Below are 19,294 nucleotides of genomic sequence, written 5' to 3' on the forward strand. Positions count from 1 at the left end.
CTGACTCAAACAAACCGGTCTCCGGAATAACCGGGGCGGTTCATAGTACTTAAAGGCATAGTACTTAAAGGCATAGTACTTAAAGGCATAGCGCCTTCACCACAAGGTGCTGCTCTTTTAAAAAAAACCTGCGAAATCCTCGCAGGTTTTTTTCGTTTAACGCGTCGATAGCTTTTTCAAATGATAATGATTGTTGTTTTTGATGCTATCAGAGCCGAACGTGCTGTTATTTTGCACAAATTGATAACGATTTTGCTCTAGGGCTTCACATCAAATTTATACAGGACTAAAATGGTACCCATTAACGGGTAAGCCAACTGTAACGGCGAATGGGAGTCAACATGCTCAAGCTTTCTCGGCTGACAGATTATGCCGCTGTCGTGATGGCGCAAATTGCTCGCCATCCACAGGCGTTGCATGCGGCGGCTGATTTAGCAGATGCAGTGCAGCTACCACATCCCACTGTTAGTAAGACGCTCAAGATGCTGGTGAAAGCCGGCCTTCTGGAGTCACAACGCGGTGTCCAGGGTGGTTATCGTCTGGCGCGACCAGCGTCACACATTACGGCTGCCGATATTATTGCCGCTATTGAAGGGCCGGTGGCAATGACCGAGTGTAGCCAAGCGGAGGGTGAGTGCGACCTGGCGGCTACCTGCGGTGTCGCTGATAACTGGCAGCGAGTCTCACTGGCGATTCGCACGTTACTGGAAAGCGTTACGCTGGCGCACTTGGCCGATACGACGCCAATCAAGCTGCCCGTACAGTTACCGATTCAAAGCATTAGCCTGGCATCTGCTTAGGCAATGCAACATAGACTAACCCTATTGACGGCGAGCTAGGCTCGCCACCCAACTGCCCGGAGGGTATCACCATGGCAAGCGAAGAAATGGAACAGTTGGTTCGTCGCGAATACAAAGATGGTTTTATAACCGATATTGAAAGCGACACCCTGCCACCTGGCCTTGATGAAAACACCATTGCCTTTATCTCTAATAAGAAAGGCGAGCCGGAATGGATGCTGGAGTGGCGCCTAGATGCATACCGTCAGTGGTTGAAGATGAAAGAGCCGTCCTGGGCGCATCTTGATTATCCGCCCATTGATTATCAATCGATCTCTTATTTCAGTGCGCCCAAGCGCCCGGAAGATCGCCCTCAGAGCCTGGATGAAGTTGATCCTAAGCTTCTCGAAACATATGAAAAGCTTGGTATTCCTTTGCATGAGCGTGCAGCGCTTGCCGGTGTGGCCGTCGACGCTGTATTTGACTCTGTTTCCGTGGCAACCACGTTTAAAAAACAGCTAGGCGAAGCGGGCGTTATTTTCTGCTCGATTTCTGAAGCAATTCGCGATTACCCAGACCTTATCAAACAGTATCTCGGTACAGTTGTTCCGGTGGCTGATAACTACTTTGCCGCACTAAACTCGGCTGTATTTACCGATGGGTCGTTTGTGTTTGTTCCTGAAGGCGTGACGTGCCCTATGGAACTGTCGACCTACTTCCGGATTAATGCGGCTAACACCGGCCAGTTCGAGCGCACCCTGATTATCTGCGAGAGCCGTGCTCAGGTGTCTTACTTGGAAGGTTGTACGGCGCCAATGCGTGATGAAAACCAGCTTCACGCGGCAGTCGTAGAGCTCGTTGCGCTGGATGATGCCTACATTAAGTATTCCACCGTTCAGAACTGGTATCCCGGTGATGAGAACGGCAAAGGCGGGATTTACAACTTCGTTACCAAACGTGGCGATTGTCGCGGTGAGCGTTCGCGCATCAGTTGGACACAGGTAGAAACCGGTTCGGCGATCACCTGGAAATATCCTTCTTGTGTTTTGCGTGGCAAAGACAGTATCGGTGAGTTCTACTCCGTAGCGGTGACTAATGGCCGTCAGCAAGCGGATACTGGCACCAAAATGATTCACATTGGCGAAGGTACCCGTTCCTATATTGTTGCCAAAGGCATTTCGGCAGGTAAGAGCGATCAATCTTACCGTGGCTTGGTCAAAATTGGCCCTCGTGCCAAAGGGGCACGTAATTTCACTCAGTGTGATTCGTTGTTAATTGGCGACAAGTGCGGTGCCCATACCTTTCCTTATCAAGAAATTGGCAACAGCACCGCCACAATTGAGCACGAAGCCACCACGTCGAAGATCGGTGAAGATCAGCTGTTCTACTGCCAAAGCCGTGGGATTTCTGAAGAAGATGCGGTCAGCATGATTGTTAACGGCTTCTGTAAAGACGTTTTCCAAGAGCTGCCGATGGAATTCGCGGTAGAAGCCGAAGCGCTTCTAAGTGTGACGCTTGAAGGCGCAGTGGGTTAACCACTTCGGCCCCGACTTATTTTATGGGAGACGCGCAAGCGTCCCGCAAGAATTTAAAAGGTTATGACTATGTTGCAAGTTAAAGATTTACACGTCACCGTCGACGGCAAAGAAATTTTGAAAGGTTTAACGCTCACCATCAATGCAGGTGAAGTGCATGCCATTATGGGCCCGAACGGCGCGGGTAAATCCACATTGTCGGCAGTGATTGCCGGTAAAGATGGCTACGAAGTGACCCAGGGTAGCGTTACCTTTGAGGGGCAGGACGTGCTGGAAATGGAAATTGAAGAGCGCGCTCAAGCGGGCTTGCTACTAGGTTTCCAATACCCAGTGGAAATTCTAGGGGTGAAAAATATCTATCTGCTCAAGTCGGCGCTTAATGCACAGCGTGTCGCACGTGGTGAAGCAGAAATGCCCGCTCCTGAGTTTATGAAGCTCGTCAAAGAGAAGCTGGGCTTTATGAAGATGGATGCCAGTTTCCTGCAGCGTGCCGTCAATGAAGGTTTCTCTGGCGGTGAGAAAAAGCGCAACGAAATTCTTCAGATGCTGGTGCTTCAGCCAAAGCTGGCCATGCTTGATGAAATTGACTCTGGTCTCGATATCGACGCGATGAAAGTCGTTGCCGATGGCGTTAACAGCCTGCGGGCTGAAGAGCGAGCCATTCTGCTGGTCACTCACTATCAGCGCCTGCTTGACTATATCGTACCGGATAAAGTGCACGTCTTAGTCGACGGTCGTATTGTGAAGAGCGGCGACGCTGAGCTTGCTAAAGAGCTGGAAGCCAACGGCTATGAAGGCATTGAGGAGTCTGTGGCATGAGCGATACGCAAACGTTTTTGGACACGCTGAAAGCGCGTAGCCAACAGCGCGGAGTTGAGCCAACTTGGATCGCGGCCCGCCGCCAAGCGGGAGCTGCCCGCTTTGAAGCCATGGGGTTTCCAACTCGCCGCGATGAAGAGTGGAAATATACTGACGTACGTACGATTGCCCAGGGCAACTTTGCGCTGGCTGAGACTGCGGACTTTTCCCAGGCACAAGCAGCCGCGCTTACGCTGCCGTTGGATGCGTACCGACTGACCTTCGTGGATGGTGTTTTCTCAGCCGCATTGTCGGACTTAGAAGCACTGCCGAGTAGCGTTCAGGTAATGCCGCTTTCCAAAGCGCTGAGTGATAACCATGAAGCTGTGGGTGGGCCGCTGGGGCGCTTAACGGGAGTAGATTTCTCCCCGTTCGCCGCGCTCAACACCGCGTTTATGGAAGAGGGTGCTGTGGTGCGCATTGCACCGGGTAGCGTGGTGGAAAAACCCATCCTACTGCAGTTTCTGTCCCGCGCGGGCACGCCAGTAATGTGCCATCCGCGTATTTTGGTTGAAGCAGCAGGGCGCAGTGAAGCAACGTTAATTGAGCACTATATCGGTGAAGCCGATGCGGCCAACTTCACCAACGTGGTTGCAGAGCTGATGCTGGATCGCGGTGCGATTCTGAATCACTACAAATTGCAAGAAGCGCCCTTAGGTGATCTGCATGTCGCCAGTATTCATGTCGAACAGGGCCGAGACAGCCGTTACAGCTCCTACAATCTGAATTTGGGCGGTGCGCTGGTACGCAACGACCTGATTAGTGATTTAAACGGCCAAGGCGCAGAAACCAACTTCTATGGCCTGTTCTTTGGTCAGGGTCGCCAGCACGTGGATAACCACACCAAGGTTAATCACAATGCGCCGCTGACGTTCTCGAACGAGAACTACAAAGGCATTTTGGATGACCGTGCCCACGGCGTGTTTAACGGTAAAGTGTACGTTAAGCGCGATAGCCAGAAGATCGAAGGTTTCCAAAGTAACCAAAACTTATTGCTTTCCGATCGCGCGCATATCGATGCCAAGCCTGAGCTTGAAATTTATGCTGATGACGTGAAATGTTCTCATGGCACCACCACGGGGCAGTTGGATGAAGACGCGATCTACGCGTTGCGTACCCGCGGCATCGACAAAGCGACAGCGCGAGGCTTGTTAACACTTGCATTTGCTGGCGAGGTGCTTGAACAGGTCGCGCTAGATGTGATTGCTGAGCGGGTAGAGTTGGCGGTAGCGGGCAAGCTGCCGGAACGCTTCAATCTCGCTGGATTGGTAGAAGCAGCGGCTGCGCTCAACGACTAACGCACTCAACGACTAGCCAAGGAGTCATCGATGCCCCATAGCGTGATTGAGAAACCCTCCGTGCTCGCCCCTGCAGCGTTTGATGTTGAGGCGCTGCGCAACGACTTCCCGATACTAAAACGGGAAGTGCACGGAAAGCCGTTGGTATATCTAGATAATGCCGCGACAAGCCAAACGCCCCAGCAGGTTATTGACGTATTCAGCGACTATTACTCGCGCTATAACGCCAATATCCACCGGGGGCTGCACACCTTGTCAGATGAGGCGACAGCAGCGTTTGAAGCCACACGGCATCGCGTTAAGGCGTTTCTCAATGCGGAAGATGCACGCCAGATTATCTTCACGCGGGGCACGACTGAAGCAATCAATCTAGTGGTTCAAAGTTGGGGGCGCTCCCAGCTGGCTGCGGGCGATGAAGTGCTAATTTCAATGTTGGAGCATCACTCCAATATTGTCCCTTGGCAGCTATTGGCGGCTGAGATCGGCTTTACCATTAAAGTCATTCCCGTTGAGGCTAATGGGGCGCTAGACATGACGGCGTACCGCGCGCTGCTCAATGAGCGCACTAAACTAGTGGCAGTCAATCATGTCTCTAATGCGTTGGGCACCATTAACCCAGTGAAAGAGATGGCAGCGCTTGCCCATCAGCACGGTGCGCTTATCCTGGTCGATGGTGCTCAGGCAACACCGCACCAGCAGGTTGATGTTCAGGATATTGATGCTGATTTCTATGCGTTCTCTGGGCATAAAATTTATGGCCCTACTGGGGTTGGCGTGCTGTACGGTAAGCAGACCTTATTAGAAGCGATGCCGCCTTGGCAGGGTGGTGGCGAGATGATTAAAACGGTCTCTTTTGACGTCGGCACCACCTTTGCGGCGCTTCCGCATAAATTCGAGGCTGGCACTCCCGCGATTGCGGAGGTGATTGCTTTGGGGCGCGCTATTGAGTGGCTAGAAGGCGTAGGCGTGGAGGCGATTGGTGCTTGGGAAGCCGTACTGCTGGAACATGCCACTGCAGAGGTGAGCCAGATAGATGGCTTGCGCATACTTGGCACAGCGCCGCATAAAGCTGGCGTGCTGTCGTTTGTGGTCGAAGGCGCCCATTCCCAGGACATTGGGCTGCTGATTGATCAGCTAGGCGTCGCTATTCGTACTGGGCATCACTGCGCGCAACCATTGCTACATCATTTTGGCGTAGATGCCACGTGTCGTGCATCATTTGCGGCGTATAATACGCTTCAAGAGATAGATACGTTTGTTGCAGCGCTAAAGCGTGTGATTGGAATGGTACGTTAAAGGCCGTCATTTAAGGACCGTTATGGATATTGAGCAAGTGGCCAGCCTTGAACGTGGTCAAAAACTGCCGCTTCAGCGTGATGTTGACGCCATTGCTATTCCGTTTGGCAAAACGGAGACACTGGCCGAAGACAGCGTTGTCAGCGTGATGCAAGCGAAGGGCAGCTCGGTAAGTGTTGGCTATGAAGGGCGGCTTTATCTTATTGAAGGGCGTAATTTGGATGCCTTGGGGCTCGAGCCATTGCCTCGCCCAACGCTGCCTGAAAGTGCCAGCGATGAAGAAATTGAACAGTTTGTCTGGGAGCAGTTGCGTACCTGCTTCGATCCCGAAATACCGGTTAATATTGTTGATCTAGGGTTGGTCTATGGTTGCCGTCTTGAGCGCTTGATCAGTGGCGAGCGGATGGTCACTATTCGTATGACGCTGACCGCACCAGGCTGTGGAATGGGCGATGTCATTGCGGCGGATGCGCGAAATAAAATCCTAGGTGCGCCTCAGATTAACAAGGTGCATACTGAAATTGTCTTCAGCCCGCCCTGGAGCCGTGACATGATGAGCGACGAAGCCAAGCTTGAGCTCGGCATGTTTTAACCCCTGATGGGGAGCTGGATGCACAGCTTGCTATTACGTTACATAAAACGTTTTTTGATGTCGCTAGGAGCACTTATGCTGCTGGCGACATTGCTGTTTATAGTTGGTAATTTTTGGGTGGTTGCTAGTACGGCACGCTATATTGATGACAGCTTTGCGGAGTGCCGCCCAACCGATGTGGCGATCGTATTTGGGACCTCTAACTGGACACGCAGCGGCTTTCGCAACCCACACTTTAACGCCCGTATGCGAACCTCAGCGCGCCTGATTGCCGATCAGCGGGTCAGTCATTTATTGATCTCTGGGGATAATCGTACTCAAGCCTATAACGAGCCTCGCGCCATGTGGCGTGATCTTTATCGTCGCGGTGTGCCAGCAGACCAGCTCACCATGGATTTTGCTGGGTTCAGTACCTATGACACGCTTGCGCGCGCTAGAGATGTCTTTCAGTTAGATAAGGCGTTGCTGGTTACTCAGAGCTGGCATCTTCCCCGTGCGGTTTTTATTGGTCGCGCATTAGGAATGGATGTAACTGGCTGTGTGGCGGAAGAGAAATCTGCTGCTGGGGAATGGCGGTTGAAAATGCGCGAATGGGTGGCGCGGGTCGCTACGTTAGGTGATCTATATATTTGGGGAAGAGAGCCTTACTTCCTAGGCTCTCCAGAACCTATCGAATTAAACGCTAGTAGCAACGTCGGCGAAGTGTCTCGCCTCCCTGTTGGCCTTGATATTTACCACTACTTTGTGAGGTCGGCGCAGACGTCACATGAGCAGGCGGCGGGTGATCAATAGGCTAGCGATGCGTTTTGCGCTTTTGTAAGCTATACAATTCGCGTATTAGCTTGCGGCAACCTTGCATGCACTCTTCCACTACCGGCTCAATGGGGTCGGGCAGGGGGTGAGTGAATAGCGTTGAAAGGGCCTGCATCAGTACGCGCTCTTGTTCCAACAGCTCATTGATTAATACCTGACTATCGTTGCCCACAAAGCTTTTTAAACGGCTCCATAGCCATAAAAAGTCGTCACGCTCAACGTCAGCATCTCGAGGCAGCATTTTTAAGTGCGCACGGGCCAGTTCCTGAAGTTTACGCATCTGGTTTAACCGCTCGGTATAGTGCGGTTTCAGTGCATCACGCAGCGTGGGTCTCAGGCGTTCAATATTATCCTGGAAATAATCAATGCTATCGGCCAGCGCTTCCAGCACGCTGTCCATCGCCACTTGGCGATTGTCGAGAAACATGAGCGTCTACCTCCTTCGGTGACGCAGATTGTGGGGGTGGCAGCGCTAATTTGCCACCCCTAATGCGGATTATTTTTGCATTAAGCCTTAGCCTTTAGGCTTGGGTGGCGCTTTACGCACTGGCATGGCATTTTTTTCGATGTGTTCGATGATCATGCTGGCGATATCTTTGCCTGTTGCATTCTCAATACCTTGTAATCCAGGTGATGAGTTGACTTCCATAATCACCGGTCCATGGTTAGAGCGCAGTAAGTCGACACCTGCAACGCGCAGTCCCATGGCTTTTGCCGCTCGAATGGCCGTTGAGCGCTCTTCGGGGGTAATGCGGATGACGCTGGCGGTGCCCCCACGATGCAGGTTTGAACGGAACTCACCTTCGGCTGCCTGACGCTTCATCGACGCAACCACTTTATCGCCAATCACCAGACAGCGAATATCGGCACCGCGCGCCTCTTTAATGTACTCCTGCACCATGATGTTGGTTTTCATGCCCATAAACGCTTGAATAACCGACTCAGCTGCTTGGTTGGTTTCAGCAAGTACAACACCGATACCTTGCGTTCCTTCCAGTAGCTTGATGACCAGCGGAGCACCTTTGACCATGGTAATCAGGTCGGGAATGTCATCAGGAGAGTGGGCGAACCCCGTGATGGGAAGGCCCAACCCCTTTCTAGAGAGAAGCTGTAGCGAGCGCAGCTTATCCCGTGAACGAGTGATGGCTACTGAATCATTTATAACGTAGGTGCCCATCATTTCAAATTGGCGCAGTACGGCGCAGCCATAAAAGGTAACCGATGCCCCTATGCGAGGAATGACGGCATCGAAGGGCTCGATTTCAGCGCCTTTATAATGAATCGACGGATGGTGGGAGGCGATGCTCATATAGCAGCGCAGCGTGTCGACCACGCGAGCGGTGTGTCCACGCTGCTCGGCGGCCTCAATAAGGCGGCGAGTAGAATATAGATTGCGATTGCGCGAAAGCAGGGCAATATGCATGCAGGGCTCCGGGGCCAAAAAATATGGCTAATAAGTTAGTTTAAGGCTCGCCGTGCAAAAATGCAGCCCCAGGGGCTATAAGCAAGCGTCGCATAGCGCGGCGCCCAAGCAGCATGGGATGGCGCATATTGCTACGGTCAGTCAGGGTTAGTTCAACCGGAAAATTTAGTTCACCCAATTGCATCGGGGTGCGAATCACATAACGCCACTCGCTGTGCCCATTAGAGCTGGTAACGCGCCGCCGGTCGTGCAAGTGGAGCTGGTAGCGGTGGGCAGGCGTTTGCGGGCCACCACTATGGGTAATAAAACTTACCCACAGCTGCCCATCCTCATCTTCATGAGTGTCAATCTCTTCGGCATGCAAAGCAGAGGTGCGCGCGCCAGTATCGGCTTTGCAGCAAAGGTGAAGCCCTAATTCAGGTAACGTCACCATTTCACGGCGGCCGATGACTGCTTTGGCCTGATAGGGTAATTCCTTCACGGCATACTCCTGGCAAATGAAGGTTTGTTATCAAGAAATGAGTCGGTCTAGCGTCTCATAAATAAATAGCTAGCTTCTAGCTTGGTTAATCAACGCACTTAGCCTTAGCTGAATCGCGGAGTCAGGTGGCGCGTCGCGTAGTGTCAGCATAACCAAAAGGCGAAGTTTGGGTACCAGTGCAAGGTCACGTACGACTGCATTAAAATTAGTGCGTTTGTCTTCTGCTAAACGCTGCAAAAGCAACGGTAAACGTTCAGCGTCTTCTAACAGTAGCCACCCGCGGCCAGCAATGGCTGCGATAATGTCTGGGCCGCAAGCAACAGGGTCATTTAACAGGCTTGAGTACCATTTGCCGACACTAACTGACGGAGTACAGCCCACGGCGCGAACGCAGGCGCACAGGGTTTCTACGTCACCATCAATGGCTGCCTGCTCTCCACGCGCCCGTAATGCACTGACCAGCGGCTCTGCAAGAGGCCTATGCTCCAGGCAATAGCACAGCGAGTGAGCGACACTAGTGGGCAACTGGGGAAGGCGCAGCGCTAGCGCTTCTGATGTGGATAAGTCGAGGCGTACCACATAATCAGCGATGCCTTGTAACCCCAGTGCTTGCCAGTCAATAGTCTGCTGGCCGCTAAGATAGGCCTCGACAGGCTCTAAGTGTTGGCTAGCGGCAAGCTCTAATGCATAACTGGCCTGAGCATTAAGCATTGCTTGAAAAGTAATATCAGGCGAAAAAGCGAGCGGATTATCCTTCATTAGATGATCCACGTCAGCAGTTTCTGCCTGGCCTAGCTTATTTTCTAGCTGCGCAGCATTTCGCCCAAGGGTTTCGAGCAAGCGATTAATAAAACCGTCTCGTTGGGCAGGGGAGAGCTTGCCCTGTTCGTCTAGCGGCAGCGCCAAAAACCAGATGGCTGGCTCAGGCATGTCACCCATACGAAATACTACGCCAAGACGTGCCTGCTGTTGCCAGGGTTCCGGCCAGGCTATCTCGCCATTTTCGAATGCACGCAGTGTTTCTCGTGGGCAGTCCGTTACTCGTCGTCCCATATGGTAGAGGGAAACGTCCGCGCCGCTACGTGTAAAAAACTCATCAAGTGTCTGGATTGGTTGCATGACATCCTTCCGCATTTCAAGCCTGCACTCTACCTTGCTGATGTGTCACTGTCAGCCGCAAACGCTGATTAATCCGTGCTTTATTATCAAAATGGTTAAAAATTGCACAACATGGTGTAACCCGCATGAGAGTAACAGTAGCGACATCTTTCCATAGTTTATCCACAGCCTCTTGCAGGTTTTCTGTGAATCTGTGAATAAGACACAAACTCTGTCAGACGGTTGGCAACTTACCCACAGTGCTGGGATAATAAAGCTTTACTGATTCAAATGGAAAAGGTGCTTATGAGCGTCCATCAACAGCTTCAAACCGCGCTTCTTGAGCTTGAAGCCACTATGAAGGCCGCTAACTTATGGCGTATGCCAACGCCTGATATTTCAGCATTTAATAGTCAGCAACCCTTCTGTATCGACACGATGTCGCTGCCTCAGTGGATTCGATTTGTTTTTATCGCTCGATTAAATGCACTGATTGATGCCCAGGCCGCTATGCCTGCCAAGTGCGATGTGGCGCCGGCAGTGGCTGCATATCTAATGCAGGAAAAAGTTCGTGCCAGTGACCAGCTACTGGTTGTTCGAGCTGTTGAAAAGATAGATCGGTTAGTTACCGAAAACTAGGTCGCACTAATACGAGAAGCTGAAGCCTAGTTTTATGAGGGTATCGGCAAAGACAATGCCCAGCGCCGCAAGCAGCGGGACTGGGCATTTTTCATGCGATTATGCGGCTAGCACAGCCTTAGCGGTGTTAGAAGCGATAGCTTAAGCCTGCCATAACCACTAAGGGATCAATCTCTACCGTGCCTGCAGCGGCACCGTTAACGGTCGCGTCAGTATCGATGTCGATATACCACGCGGCTGCGTTAAGTGCCCAGTTTTCATCGATAAGCAAATCGATACCCACTTGAGCAGCGGCACCCCAGGAGTCGTCCAGCTCCAGTTCGCCTATGGCTAGCTCTTCATCAGAGAAAAAGGTGTAGTTAATACCTGCGCCGACATAAGGCTGTACGCGCGCATCAGTGCCACCTAGCGGGTAGTACTGGAGCGTTAGAGTTGGTGGAAGGTGCTTGGTAGAGGCAAGATTATCACCGTTCAGGGCGATATCGTGCTCAAACGGTAGGGCTGCCAGTAATTCGATGCCCATTTTGTCGTGGAAGCGGTAGCCCAGGGTAAATGCGAAATCGGTTTTATCCTGAACATCAACCGCGAACGCGCCTCCGGCTAATGAACCGTTGTCGCTTTTCGGCTCCACTTTGGCAACACCCACGCGAGTAAAGAAATCGCCAGCGCCGTAAGCTAAAACTTGGCCGCTTGCCATCAATGTGGCTGCTGCAAGTCCAGTGGTGAGCAGTGTTGAAAGAGAGTTATGGCGCATAGCATTGCTCCTGACCATTAATGTGAGTCTTTGCAGTGAGTGGTTAACATGAACCGTTGTTCGACATGATCGCGAACCATGCAAAGAGTGTATCGGGTAGAGGAGGGCAGGTTATTGACCTGGGGCAAAGAGTGGAGCTCCGCCGCTAAATAATGGGCTTTTAAAAGAGGCTGTCAGAAGTGAAAGAGGCCTTCCCGTGGCATGGGAAGGCCTCAATAATCAGCTAATTTTTAATTAAGCTGAGTGTGTCATTGACGCTCGTCTAGCGATCAATATGCTGATATTCACCCGCATCGGCAGTTATGCTACTAACCACCAAGATGGCAATAAAGGCAGCGATGAAGCCAGGGATGATCTCGTACACGCCGGGGCCACCCATAAATTCTCCGTTCCAGCCTAATGCAATCCAAATCATGACGGTAGCAGCACCCACTACCATACCTGCAATGGCGCCAGCTCCGTTCGTGCGAGACCACATTAGCGACAGAATGATCAGCGGGCCAAATGCTGCGCCAAAGCCAGCCCAGGCATTACTTACGAGTCCAAGAACTTGCGAGTCCGGATTTGACGCAATCACAGCGGCCACCAGACCAACCAGTACGACACAGATTCGACCGACCTTTACGCACTCTTTATCGGTTGCTTCCTTTCTTAGGAACAGGCGATAGAAGTCTTCGGTCAATGAAGACGACGATACTAACAATTGGCTGGAAATGGTGCTCATAATCGCAGCAAGCAGTGCCGCATAGAGGAAGCCGGTGACCAGCGGGTGGAATAGCAGGTTCGCCAGAATGATGAAGATCGTTTCTGGATCCTCGATATCCATGCCGTTGCGGACTGCATAAGCCCGGCCAAACAGACCTAGAGAGACCGCGCCAATCAGGGAAATAAGCATCCAGCTCATGCCGATATTACGGGCAGTAGGCACATCTTTCAGCGTCCGAATGGCCATAAAGCGCACAATGATGTGTGGTTGACCGAAGTACCCCAGTCCCCAGGTAACCGCAGAGAGCCAGCCAATAAAGGTCAGCCCTGACGTCCAGGATAGCAGGGTGGGGTCGACTTCATTTAGCGTCTGTGATGCTTGGGAGAATCCGCCGCCGCCTTCGCCAAATAGCACCACTGCAGGCATGATTACTAGCGCCAGCATCATGATGCAGCCTTGCACGAAGTCAGTCATACTCACGGCCAGGAAGCCGCCAACAACGGTGTAGACAAGTACCACGCCAAGTGTAATGAGGATGCCTATAGCATAGTCGCTCATGCCGCCGATGTTAAAAATACCGGCAAACGCGCTTTCAAACAGTTTGCCCCCAGCGACTAGACCTGATGCCGTGTAAACCGCGAAAAAGATGACGATAACGATAGCAGACACCGTGCGCAGTGAAAGCGCACGTGTCGGAAATCGGTTTGCCAAAAAGGCTGGAATGGTAATCGCATTACCGTAGTGAACCGTCTGTTCACGCAGTCGGGGGGCGACCAGGGTCCAGTTGAAGAACGCGCCCACCAGAAGGCCAATGCCGATCCAGGCGGATCCCAAGCCGGAAACAAACATTGCGCCGGGCAACCCAAGCAGCAACCAGCCGCTCATGTCCGAAGCGCCAGCCGATAGAGCTGCTACTTGTGGACTGAGGCCACGTCCCCCCAGCATGTAATCTTCTGATGAAGATGTCGCTTTGCGCATGGCATAAATGCCGATGGCGATCATGAGCGCAAAGTAGGCAAAAAGACTAATCCAAACACCGATAGCCATGAAAGTTCTCCAATTTGTCAGGACGGAGCTAGCTCCGACAGGTTAGCGCGCTTGCCGTGCAGAACCGCTAGTAGCACGCATGTTTAACTCCGCTTCTTATTCGTGTAGCAAGGCGCTACCGCTTGGTCCTCGATATTCCTTGCTAGGGAAGCGCCTGTACTGGCCGCCTCCCAGCAACACGAGGTTATTGTCGTCTAAGTTTAGTTGAGAAGCGTTTCGTCGACAAAGCCAGCGGGCCTATTCGGCCGTTGCCAGCAAGCTGGCGTTGCCTCCCGCTGCGGTCGTATCGATGCACAGATGACGTTCCACCACATAGCGATCTGGTGAAATGGTCTGAGTCTCGAGCGGCACGATGGCACCGTCGCGCTTAGCGAGTGCTATCCGCAGTTCATGCGTCCAATCACTTTTGCCAGCCGCGGCGACGGCGGCAATCCCTTGAACCTCGCTCAGTGTATCTGCCGCGATGCTACCGTCGAGCCCAATCACGGGCGCGCCAGCGTCGACCAGCGGCTGGACGGCTTGAGCTGCGCCTGGTGCGATCACGACTGCCGTACAGCCCGCGCCAAGCGCCTGTACTGCTTGGGCAGCGGCGATATCCAGCGTTGGCCCAAGGCACAGAACAGCGCCTTTTGGATACATCGCCAAGCGGTTGCTTTCCCCTGTGGGTCCTGGAAGCGTCTGCGGTGTCATGTCGAGGGCCGCTGTCTCGTTAAGGGCCTTGCGGATCACGCCGCCTTTGCCGGAGAGTGCCTTGCGGAGTACTTCGATCCGATTGGGTCGTACCGCCCAGTTCCGCGCATCTAGCCCATCTAAAGCCGATTGGAGGTCGCTGAGTGAGATGGTTTTCCCCTCAGGAGCCTCGTGGTGCTCGGCGGTGGCAGTGCGGCGGAAGCGAGTGACATAGAGCGGGCCACCAGCCTTGGGCCCGGTGCCCGAGAGGCCTTCGCCCCCGAATGGTTGGGAGCCGACAATGGCGCCGATTTGGTTACGATTAACATAAACGTTGCCGACATGGATGCGCTCGACGATTTGCTGCACACGATCATCGATGCGGGTATGCAGGCCGAAGGTCAATCCGTAGCCTTTGCCATTGATGTCGTCGACCACGTTGTCGATGTCTCGCGCCTTGAAAGTAGCCACGTGTAGAACCGGGCCAAATATCTCGCGTTCGAGGTCTGCAATGCCCCCAACCTCAATGACCGCGGGGGTGACGAAGGTGCCAGCTTCCGGTGCGGACAGTTTCTTCAACACCTTACCTGTCTTCTCGTGGGCTGCTACGTAGTCGCTTATCTCGGCTTGGGCGTCGGCGTCGATCACTGGTGAGACGTCGGTGTCAGTATTCCAAGGATCGCCGATGGTGAGCGAGTCCATGGCGCCATAAAGCATGTTGAGCAACCGGTCGCGCGCCTCTTCCTGCACATACAGCATGCGTAGCGCTGAACAACGCTGCCCAGCCGATTGGAAGGAGGAGATTAAGATATCGCGGACTGCCTGCTCGGTCAGCGCCGTAGAGTCCACAATCATCGAGTTGAGGCCGCCGGTTTCGGCAACCAGTATCGCATCGGGCCCTGCGTTCTGCGCCAGTGCTTTGTGGATAATCTGTGCCACGGGGGTCGAGCCAGTGAAACAGACACCAGCGATACGTGGATCGCTAGTCAGCGGGCCGCCCACCGTGGGCCCATCGCCAGGCAGCAGTTGAAGTGCTGCTTCTGGAAGGCCAGCCTCACGCATCAACTCGACGGCGCGGGCGGCGATCAGTGGTGTTTGTTCGGCGGGCTTGGCAAGTACCGCGTTGCCAGCCACCAAGGCTGCGGCGATCTGCCCGGTGGTGATGGCCAGCGGGAAGTTCCAAGGGCTGATGCAGACGAAGATGCCGCGGGCACTACCGGGTTCTTCCGCTTCCAGCCGCTCGCCCTCATTGGCGTAGTAGCGCAGGAAATCCACCGCTTCGCGCACTTCAGCGATGCCATCAAACATCATCTTACCGGCTTCGCGGGTGGTGATCACGGTCAGCTCAGCGATATGTTCTTCATAGAGATCCGCGGTACGACGAAGCACTTCGGCACGCTCGGCCACAGGACGTGCTGACCATTCACGAAAACCTTCCTCTGCAGCGTCGAGAGCGGCCGCTACCTCCTCAGGGGTGGCCTCATATACCTTGCCGATAATACGCGAGCTGTCGGCGGGAGAGACTGCATCGCGAGCCGGTCCTTGGGGAGCAGGATTTCCCACTAGCATGGGGCCTGCTGTCCAGGTCTTGTCAGCAAAGGTTTCCCGCGCATTAAGCAGCGGCAGGATCGAGGCGGGTTCGTTGATACGATAACCCTTGGAGTTTTTGCGATCTGGCGCAAACAACTCACCGGGCTGACGGATCAACGGGCTTGAGATGGCGTCGCCAAGCTGTTTAAACCCTTCAATTGGATCTCTTGATACTTCGCTCGGGGGAATCGAGCTATCCACCACCTGGTTGACGAACGAGGAGTTCGCGCCATTCTCTAGCAGGCGACGTACCAGGTAGGCCAGCAGGTCGCGGTGAGCGCCAACCGGGGCGTAAATGCGGCAGTGCGTGCCCTCGGCCTCCTTAACGATGTGATGCAGCGACTCGCCCATGCCATGCAGGCGCTGGAACTCGTAGCTGTCCTTGTCATCGCCTGCCATGGCCACTACGGCGGCGCAGGTATGGGCATTGTGTGTGGCGAACTGTGGATAGATGCGGTCGCGCCGGTCGAGCAGCATCTGAGCGCAGGCCATGTAGCTGACATCGGTATTGACCTTGCGGGTGAAGACCGGGAAGGTTTTAACGCCCATTTCCTGGGACAGCTTGATTTCGGTATCCCAGTAGGCGCCCTTGACCAGGCGCACCATGATCTTGCGGCCGAACCGCTCGGCAAGTTCGTAAAGTGTCTCTATCACCGGCGCGGCGCGGCGCCCGTAGGCTTGTACAACGACCCCGAAGCCGTCCCATCCATCGAGGCTGGGGTCGGACATTAGTGCCTCGATCACGTCGAGTGACAGATCCAGTCGATCCTGCTCTTCTGCGTCGATATTGAAACCGATATTGGCTTTGGCCGCTTGTTTTACCAGTTCCAATGCACGGGGTACGAGCTCTGCCATCACCGTGTCACGGTGGGTGTATTCATAGCGCGGATGCAGGGCTGATAGTTTCACCGAGATACCGGGGCTTCCACGTACATCGCCCTTGGCCTGTTCGGCGATAGCAGTAATTGCTTTGGCATAGGCCTCGTGATAGCGGACGGCATCCTCATCTGTGCGAGCCGCCTCGCCAAGCATGTCGTAAGAGTAGGTGTAGCCCTGTTTCTCAAGCTCGCGGGCATTCTTCATGCCTTCTTCGATGGTCTGGCCAAGTACGAACTGGCGGCCGAGAATCTTCATCGACTGACCAACCGCCTTACGCACTACCGGCTCGCCCATGCGGCGTACTAGGCCACGGAGCGCCCGGGTTGGGCCCTTGGGATCCTCTTCCAGCACTTTACCGGTTAGCAACAGCGCCCAGGTCGAGGCATTAACCATCGATGAGGACGATTTCCCCAGGTGCGCGCCCCAGTCGGACGGCTCGATTTTATCGTGGATCAGATCGTCGATGGTTTCCGCATCAGGCACGCGCAGCAGGGCTTCTGCCAAGCACATCAGGCCGACGCCCTCGGTGGTGGAAAGGCCGTACTCAGCGAGGAACGCCTCCATCATCGAGGGAGACCTTTCTTTGCGCACTCGCTCCACGTAGTTGGCGCCAGCGGCAGCAACTTTGCGTCGGTCATCCTCTGATAGCTTGATGCGTTCGATTAGCTCATGCAGCACCGCTGTTTCATCGGCGTCATAGTTGCTGCGGATGCGTGAGCGTAGATCACTCACGTCGCTATGCAAATTAAGGTTAGTTTCGTTCATGATGGGGTTCTCCTTGCAAGTCGACACGTCAGCATTGCTGAGCTGTTCACTTATCGCCAAGCGCCAGAAGCGACGCGTTACCACCCAGCGCGGAAGTGCTGTTGGTGATTGTTTTTTCAGTCACAAAACGCTGTAGGTAGTGTGGGCCAGCGCTGAGAGCCTTGATTCACTGACGAAGGCATCCTCATCGACAAGATAGTGATCACTGATACGCTCCATAAGCGTATCAAGATCAGTTTGCCAGATGGCAGGGTCACGCATTTTCTTGGCATTGAGCATTGAGGCCCCCATAAGTCTAAACAGAAAGCGAAAAGCTGAATCAAATAACCGAAATAAATCGATGGTAGGGCGCTGTGCCCAAGATAACGGTCGAATGTAGAGCGAGCTGCCATTAGGTGTATGTCGTTTTCATGGCAAAACGTGTCAAATTCTCGGCAAGAAACGCTTTTTAAGACTTTAGTTTAGTCTCTAAACGGCTGCCAACACGCAAAATAGCGTGTTATGTGCCCAAGCTAACTGCTTCATCACTAGCGAAATGAGAGTGCGCCAGTCTTGACGCTTGCTCCTGAAGTAGGCGCGGAAGATGCTAACGAGGTTGCACCGGATGTTGAAGAAGGCGCTAAGTGGGTAGCCGAATCGAGCGGCGTATTGGTTGCGACTACTCCTTGGCGTAGCTGGCGGGGAGACAAGCCGTAACTACGCCGAAAAGCATGCGAAAGAGCGCTTTGATTTGCAAAGCCTGTTTGAATGGCTATGTCAGTGAGTGGTAGACGGCTTTGTAATACAAGCTGCCGAGCTGCGTGTAGGCGTTGGCGTCGTACATACTGCCAGGGCGACAGGCCCGTTTGGACGCGAAAGCGCTCGGAAAAGTGTGCTTCACTAAGGCAAGCCAATTTTGCTAAATCAGCTACTCTCAGCTCATCGGCCAAGTGGTGGCGAATAAATCGATCGATTTGATCAAGATTGAGCCGCCGTTGTGATGCGCTCTCTGATGCGCCCAGACGAGCCTTTAATGAACCTAACAGCGTGGCAGCAAGCCGGTCCTGCTGAAAAGACATTGCCGACGTGTCAAATCCTTGGGCGAGCTCGCTTTCTACGAAAGCAAGATAGTGGCGCAATGGATTGTCGAGTGCAAAAAAACGCGGTGCATCAAACAGTGCTACCAACTCGCGGTGTTCGCCCGTTAAGGCAGGCGCATCTTCAGGCAGATCCAGTATCAGTTGACGGTTGTAGCCGTTACCTGAATAGAAGTGTTCGTGATTCGCGGGAACAATGCAGCCTGAAAATGCGTTTACCCGGCCACCGAGGCCTTCGATTTCAAATTCTGAAGAGCCGCACAGCGTAATGACTATTTGGTGAAAATCGTGGGAGTGATGTTTTGTGGCACTTTCTAAAGGGATTTGACGAATAGTACTCGGCATGGGGTCTCCTCGACACGACTGGCCTGTTACTGCTGGCGCAGCGCTGTGTGTGCCGCTAAATGATCACGTAATGCTTTCAGTTCCGCGTAACCCTCTTGGTTAAGTAACGGTTTGCTTCGAGCAATTTGCCAATGGCGCCCGTGGGTGTCCATTAAATGTGATGCACGACGGCGGACACTATCCAGGTACTCATCGTGGCGAATGGGATAGCCAATGATGGCATTCCATTCCGTTTCGCTGATGCTGCTTTCCAGCGCTTTGTCGAACAAGTTGATCAGGTCGTTAGGCTCAGTGCGGTAGCGTGGCGTACCTACGGTCATTAATATTACCAGCACGCCACCTATTACCAGCAAACAGACGCCAAACACTAATAGGTACAGCGCCATACGTAACTCCCTGCAAAATCAGTATCAGCATTCGTTTAACAATGTACGACAGTATACGCCTGCTGCTCGTTAAGACGAAAATTTTGCAGTTTTGCGAACTTTTCCCCTGCAAGGTGTCAGAGTGTGTACAGGCAACATCGCGATAGCAGTCGTTAATAGTGTTGTTCTGGCTATTGTTTTCGATCCCTTGCTTCCGCTGCTTATCAAGCAGCGGTTTTTTTTGGTGCGCCAGGCATGGCGCGCAGCGCCTTAACAGGCGCTATTC

General features: G+C 53.4%; 18 protein-coding genes. 8 read left to right on the forward strand and 10 right to left on the reverse strand.

Translation table 11 applies throughout. The features are described 5' to 3' along the window. Nucleotides 1-341 precede the first annotated feature (341 nt). The 7 genes from INT19_RS00645 to INT19_RS00675 all read left to right on the forward strand — a co-directional run bounded on the left by INT19_RS00645 (nt 342) and on the right by INT19_RS00675 (nt 7,150). Complete coding sequence (locus tag INT19_RS00645) at nt 342-800, forward strand: SUF system Fe-S cluster assembly regulator (protein WP_193059319.1); 459 nt, start codon at nt 342-344, stop codon at nt 798-800. Between the two features lie 71 nt (nt 801-871). Beyond that, the gene (gene sufB / locus INT19_RS00650; protein ID WP_089037659.1) at nt 872-2,314 is read left to right on the forward strand and encodes a Fe-S cluster assembly protein SufB; all 1,443 of its coding nucleotides are present in this window, start codon (nt 872-874) and stop codon (nt 2,312-2,314) included. A 69-nt stretch (nt 2,315-2,383) separates the two neighbouring features. Next, entirely contained in the window at nt 2,384-3,133 is a 750-nt protein-coding gene (sufC, locus tag INT19_RS00655) for a Fe-S cluster assembly ATPase SufC (RefSeq protein ID WP_193059320.1), read from the forward strand. Beyond that, the gene (sufD, locus tag INT19_RS00660) at nt 3,130-4,470 is read left to right on the forward strand and encodes a Fe-S cluster assembly protein SufD (protein WP_193059321.1); all 1,341 of its coding nucleotides are present in this window, start codon (nt 3,130-3,132) and stop codon (nt 4,468-4,470) included. The genes sufC and sufD overlap by 4 nt, the downstream gene beginning before the upstream one ends. 30 nt (nt 4,471-4,500) lie before the next feature. After that, nucleotides 4,501-5,766, forward strand: coding sequence for an aminotransferase class V-fold PLP-dependent enzyme (locus tag INT19_RS00665; RefSeq protein WP_193059322.1), 1,266 nt, complete (start codon nt 4,501-4,503; stop codon nt 5,764-5,766). 22 nt (nt 5,767-5,788) lie between these two features. Further along, a complete protein-coding gene (gene sufT, locus INT19_RS00670; RefSeq protein ID WP_193059323.1) occupies nt 5,789-6,358 on the forward strand; it encodes a putative Fe-S cluster assembly protein SufT in 570 nt (189 codons plus the stop codon). Between the two features lie 18 nt (nt 6,359-6,376). Then, the gene (locus INT19_RS00675; RefSeq protein WP_226924405.1) at nt 6,377-7,150 is read left to right on the forward strand and encodes a SanA/YdcF family protein; all 774 of its coding nucleotides are present in this window, start codon (nt 6,377-6,379) and stop codon (nt 7,148-7,150) included. Nucleotide 7,151: 1 nt separating this feature from the next. On the opposite strand, the gene INT19_RS00680 is transcribed toward INT19_RS00675, so the two are convergent. From INT19_RS00680 to INT19_RS00695, 4 genes are all read right to left on the reverse strand, one after another. Further along, nucleotides 7,152-7,598, reverse strand: a complete 447-nt coding sequence (locus tag INT19_RS00680; RefSeq protein ID WP_089037664.1) for a hypothetical protein — start codon at nt 7,596-7,598, stop codon at nt 7,152-7,154. Nucleotides 7,599-7,685: 87 nt separating this feature from the next. Further along, entirely contained in the window at nt 7,686-8,594 is a 909-nt protein-coding gene (gene rimK / locus INT19_RS00685) for a 30S ribosomal protein S6--L-glutamate ligase (protein ID WP_038483098.1), read from the reverse strand. Nucleotides 8,595-8,634: 40 nt separating this feature from the next. Next, complete coding sequence (locus tag INT19_RS00690; RefSeq protein ID WP_009724956.1) at nt 8,635-9,075, reverse strand: ATP-dependent zinc protease family protein; 441 nt, start codon at nt 9,073-9,075, stop codon at nt 8,635-8,637. 69 nt (nt 9,076-9,144) lie between these two features. Continuing rightward, entirely contained in the window at nt 9,145-10,194 is a 1,050-nt protein-coding gene (locus INT19_RS00695; protein WP_193059324.1) for a DUF3549 family protein, read from the reverse strand. 285 nt (nt 10,195-10,479) lie between these two features. On the opposite strand from INT19_RS00695, the gene INT19_RS00700 reads away from it, so the two are divergent. Continuing rightward, the gene (locus INT19_RS00700) at nt 10,480-10,812 is read left to right on the forward strand and encodes a YqcC family protein (protein WP_193059325.1); all 333 of its coding nucleotides are present in this window, start codon (nt 10,480-10,482) and stop codon (nt 10,810-10,812) included. 127 nt (nt 10,813-10,939) lie between these two features. On the opposite strand, the gene INT19_RS00705 is transcribed toward INT19_RS00700, so the two are convergent. The 6 genes from INT19_RS00705 to INT19_RS00730 form a co-directional block, all read right to left on the reverse strand. Beyond that, nucleotides 10,940-11,566, reverse strand: a complete 627-nt coding sequence (locus INT19_RS00705; protein WP_089037667.1) for an OmpW/AlkL family protein — start codon at nt 11,564-11,566, stop codon at nt 10,940-10,942. Nucleotides 11,567-11,828: 262 nt separating this feature from the next. Then, nucleotides 11,829-13,319: a sodium/proline symporter PutP gene (gene putP / locus INT19_RS00710; RefSeq protein ID WP_089037668.1), complete on the reverse strand. Its 1,491-nt coding sequence runs from the start codon at nt 13,317-13,319 to the stop codon at nt 11,829-11,831. Nucleotides 13,320-13,556: 237 nt separating this feature from the next. Further along, nucleotides 13,557-17,222 carry a bifunctional proline dehydrogenase/L-glutamate gamma-semialdehyde dehydrogenase PutA gene (putA, locus tag INT19_RS00715; RefSeq protein WP_193059326.1) on the reverse strand — a complete coding sequence of 1,222 codons (3,666 nt, stop codon included), beginning with the start codon at nt 17,220-17,222 and terminating at the stop codon, nt 13,557-13,559. Nucleotides 17,223-17,342: 120 nt separating this feature from the next. Continuing rightward, nucleotides 17,343-17,501, reverse strand: a complete 159-nt coding sequence (locus tag INT19_RS00720) for a hypothetical protein (protein WP_193059327.1) — start codon at nt 17,499-17,501, stop codon at nt 17,343-17,345. 248 nt (nt 17,502-17,749) lie between these two features. Further along, nucleotides 17,750-18,643, reverse strand: a complete 894-nt coding sequence (locus INT19_RS00725; protein WP_193059328.1) for a helix-turn-helix domain-containing protein — start codon at nt 18,641-18,643, stop codon at nt 17,750-17,752. Between the two features lie 26 nt (nt 18,644-18,669). Then, complete coding sequence (locus tag INT19_RS00730) at nt 18,670-19,029, reverse strand: hypothetical protein (RefSeq protein ID WP_193059329.1); 360 nt, start codon at nt 19,027-19,029, stop codon at nt 18,670-18,672. Nucleotides 19,030-19,294: the final 265 nt, after the last annotated feature.

Origin of the sequence: Halomonas sp. 3A7M (assembly GCF_014897875.1) — a bacterium.
Lineage (GTDB): Bacteria > Pseudomonadota > Gammaproteobacteria > Pseudomonadales > Halomonadaceae > Vreelandella.

What these genes read in the sequence shown, in the direction of transcription:
- INT19_RS00645 (WP_193059319.1), top strand. Translation starts at nt 342, where the DNA reads ATGCTCAAGCTTTCTCGGCTGACAGATTATGCCGCTGTCGTGATGGCG.
- INT19_RS00705 (WP_089037667.1), bottom strand. Translation starts at nt 11,566, where the DNA reads ATGCGCCATAACTCTCTTTCAACACTGCTCACCACTGGACTTGCAGCA.
- INT19_RS00720 (WP_193059327.1), bottom strand. Translation starts at nt 17,501, where the DNA reads ATGCTCAATGCCAAGAAAATGCGTGACCCTGCCATCTGGCAAACTGAT.
- sufB (WP_089037659.1), top strand. Translation starts at nt 872, where the DNA reads ATGGCAAGCGAAGAAATGGAACAGTTGGTTCGTCGCGAATACAAAGAT.
- sufT (WP_193059323.1), top strand. Translation starts at nt 5,789, where the DNA reads ATGGATATTGAGCAAGTGGCCAGCCTTGAACGTGGTCAAAAACTGCCG.
- INT19_RS00675 (WP_226924405.1), top strand. Translation starts at nt 6,377, where the DNA reads ATGCACAGCTTGCTATTACGTTACATAAAACGTTTTTTGATGTCGCTA.
- INT19_RS00665 (WP_193059322.1), top strand. Translation starts at nt 4,501, where the DNA reads ATGCCCCATAGCGTGATTGAGAAACCCTCCGTGCTCGCCCCTGCAGCG.
- INT19_RS00695 (WP_193059324.1), bottom strand. Translation starts at nt 10,194, where the DNA reads ATGCAACCAATCCAGACACTTGATGAGTTTTTTACACGTAGCGGCGCG.
- INT19_RS00700 (WP_193059325.1), top strand. Translation starts at nt 10,480, where the DNA reads ATGAGCGTCCATCAACAGCTTCAAACCGCGCTTCTTGAGCTTGAAGCC.
- putP (WP_089037668.1), bottom strand. Translation starts at nt 13,319, where the DNA reads ATGGCTATCGGTGTTTGGATTAGTCTTTTTGCCTACTTTGCGCTCATG.
- putA (WP_193059326.1), bottom strand. Translation starts at nt 17,222, where the DNA reads ATGAACGAAACTAACCTTAATTTGCATAGCGACGTGAGTGATCTACGC.
- INT19_RS00680 (WP_089037664.1), bottom strand. Translation starts at nt 7,598, where the DNA reads ATGTTTCTCGACAATCGCCAAGTGGCGATGGACAGCGTGCTGGAAGCG.
- INT19_RS00725 (WP_193059328.1), bottom strand. Translation starts at nt 18,643, where the DNA reads ATGCCGAGTACTATTCGTCAAATCCCTTTAGAAAGTGCCACAAAACAT.
- rimK (WP_038483098.1), bottom strand. Translation starts at nt 8,594, where the DNA reads ATGCATATTGCCCTGCTTTCGCGCAATCGCAATCTATATTCTACTCGC.
- INT19_RS00730 (WP_193059329.1), bottom strand. Translation starts at nt 19,029, where the DNA reads ATGGCGCTGTACCTATTAGTGTTTGGCGTCTGTTTGCTGGTAATAGGT.
- sufC (WP_193059320.1), top strand. Translation starts at nt 2,384, where the DNA reads ATGTTGCAAGTTAAAGATTTACACGTCACCGTCGACGGCAAAGAAATT.
- sufD (WP_193059321.1), top strand. Translation starts at nt 3,130, where the DNA reads ATGAGCGATACGCAAACGTTTTTGGACACGCTGAAAGCGCGTAGCCAA.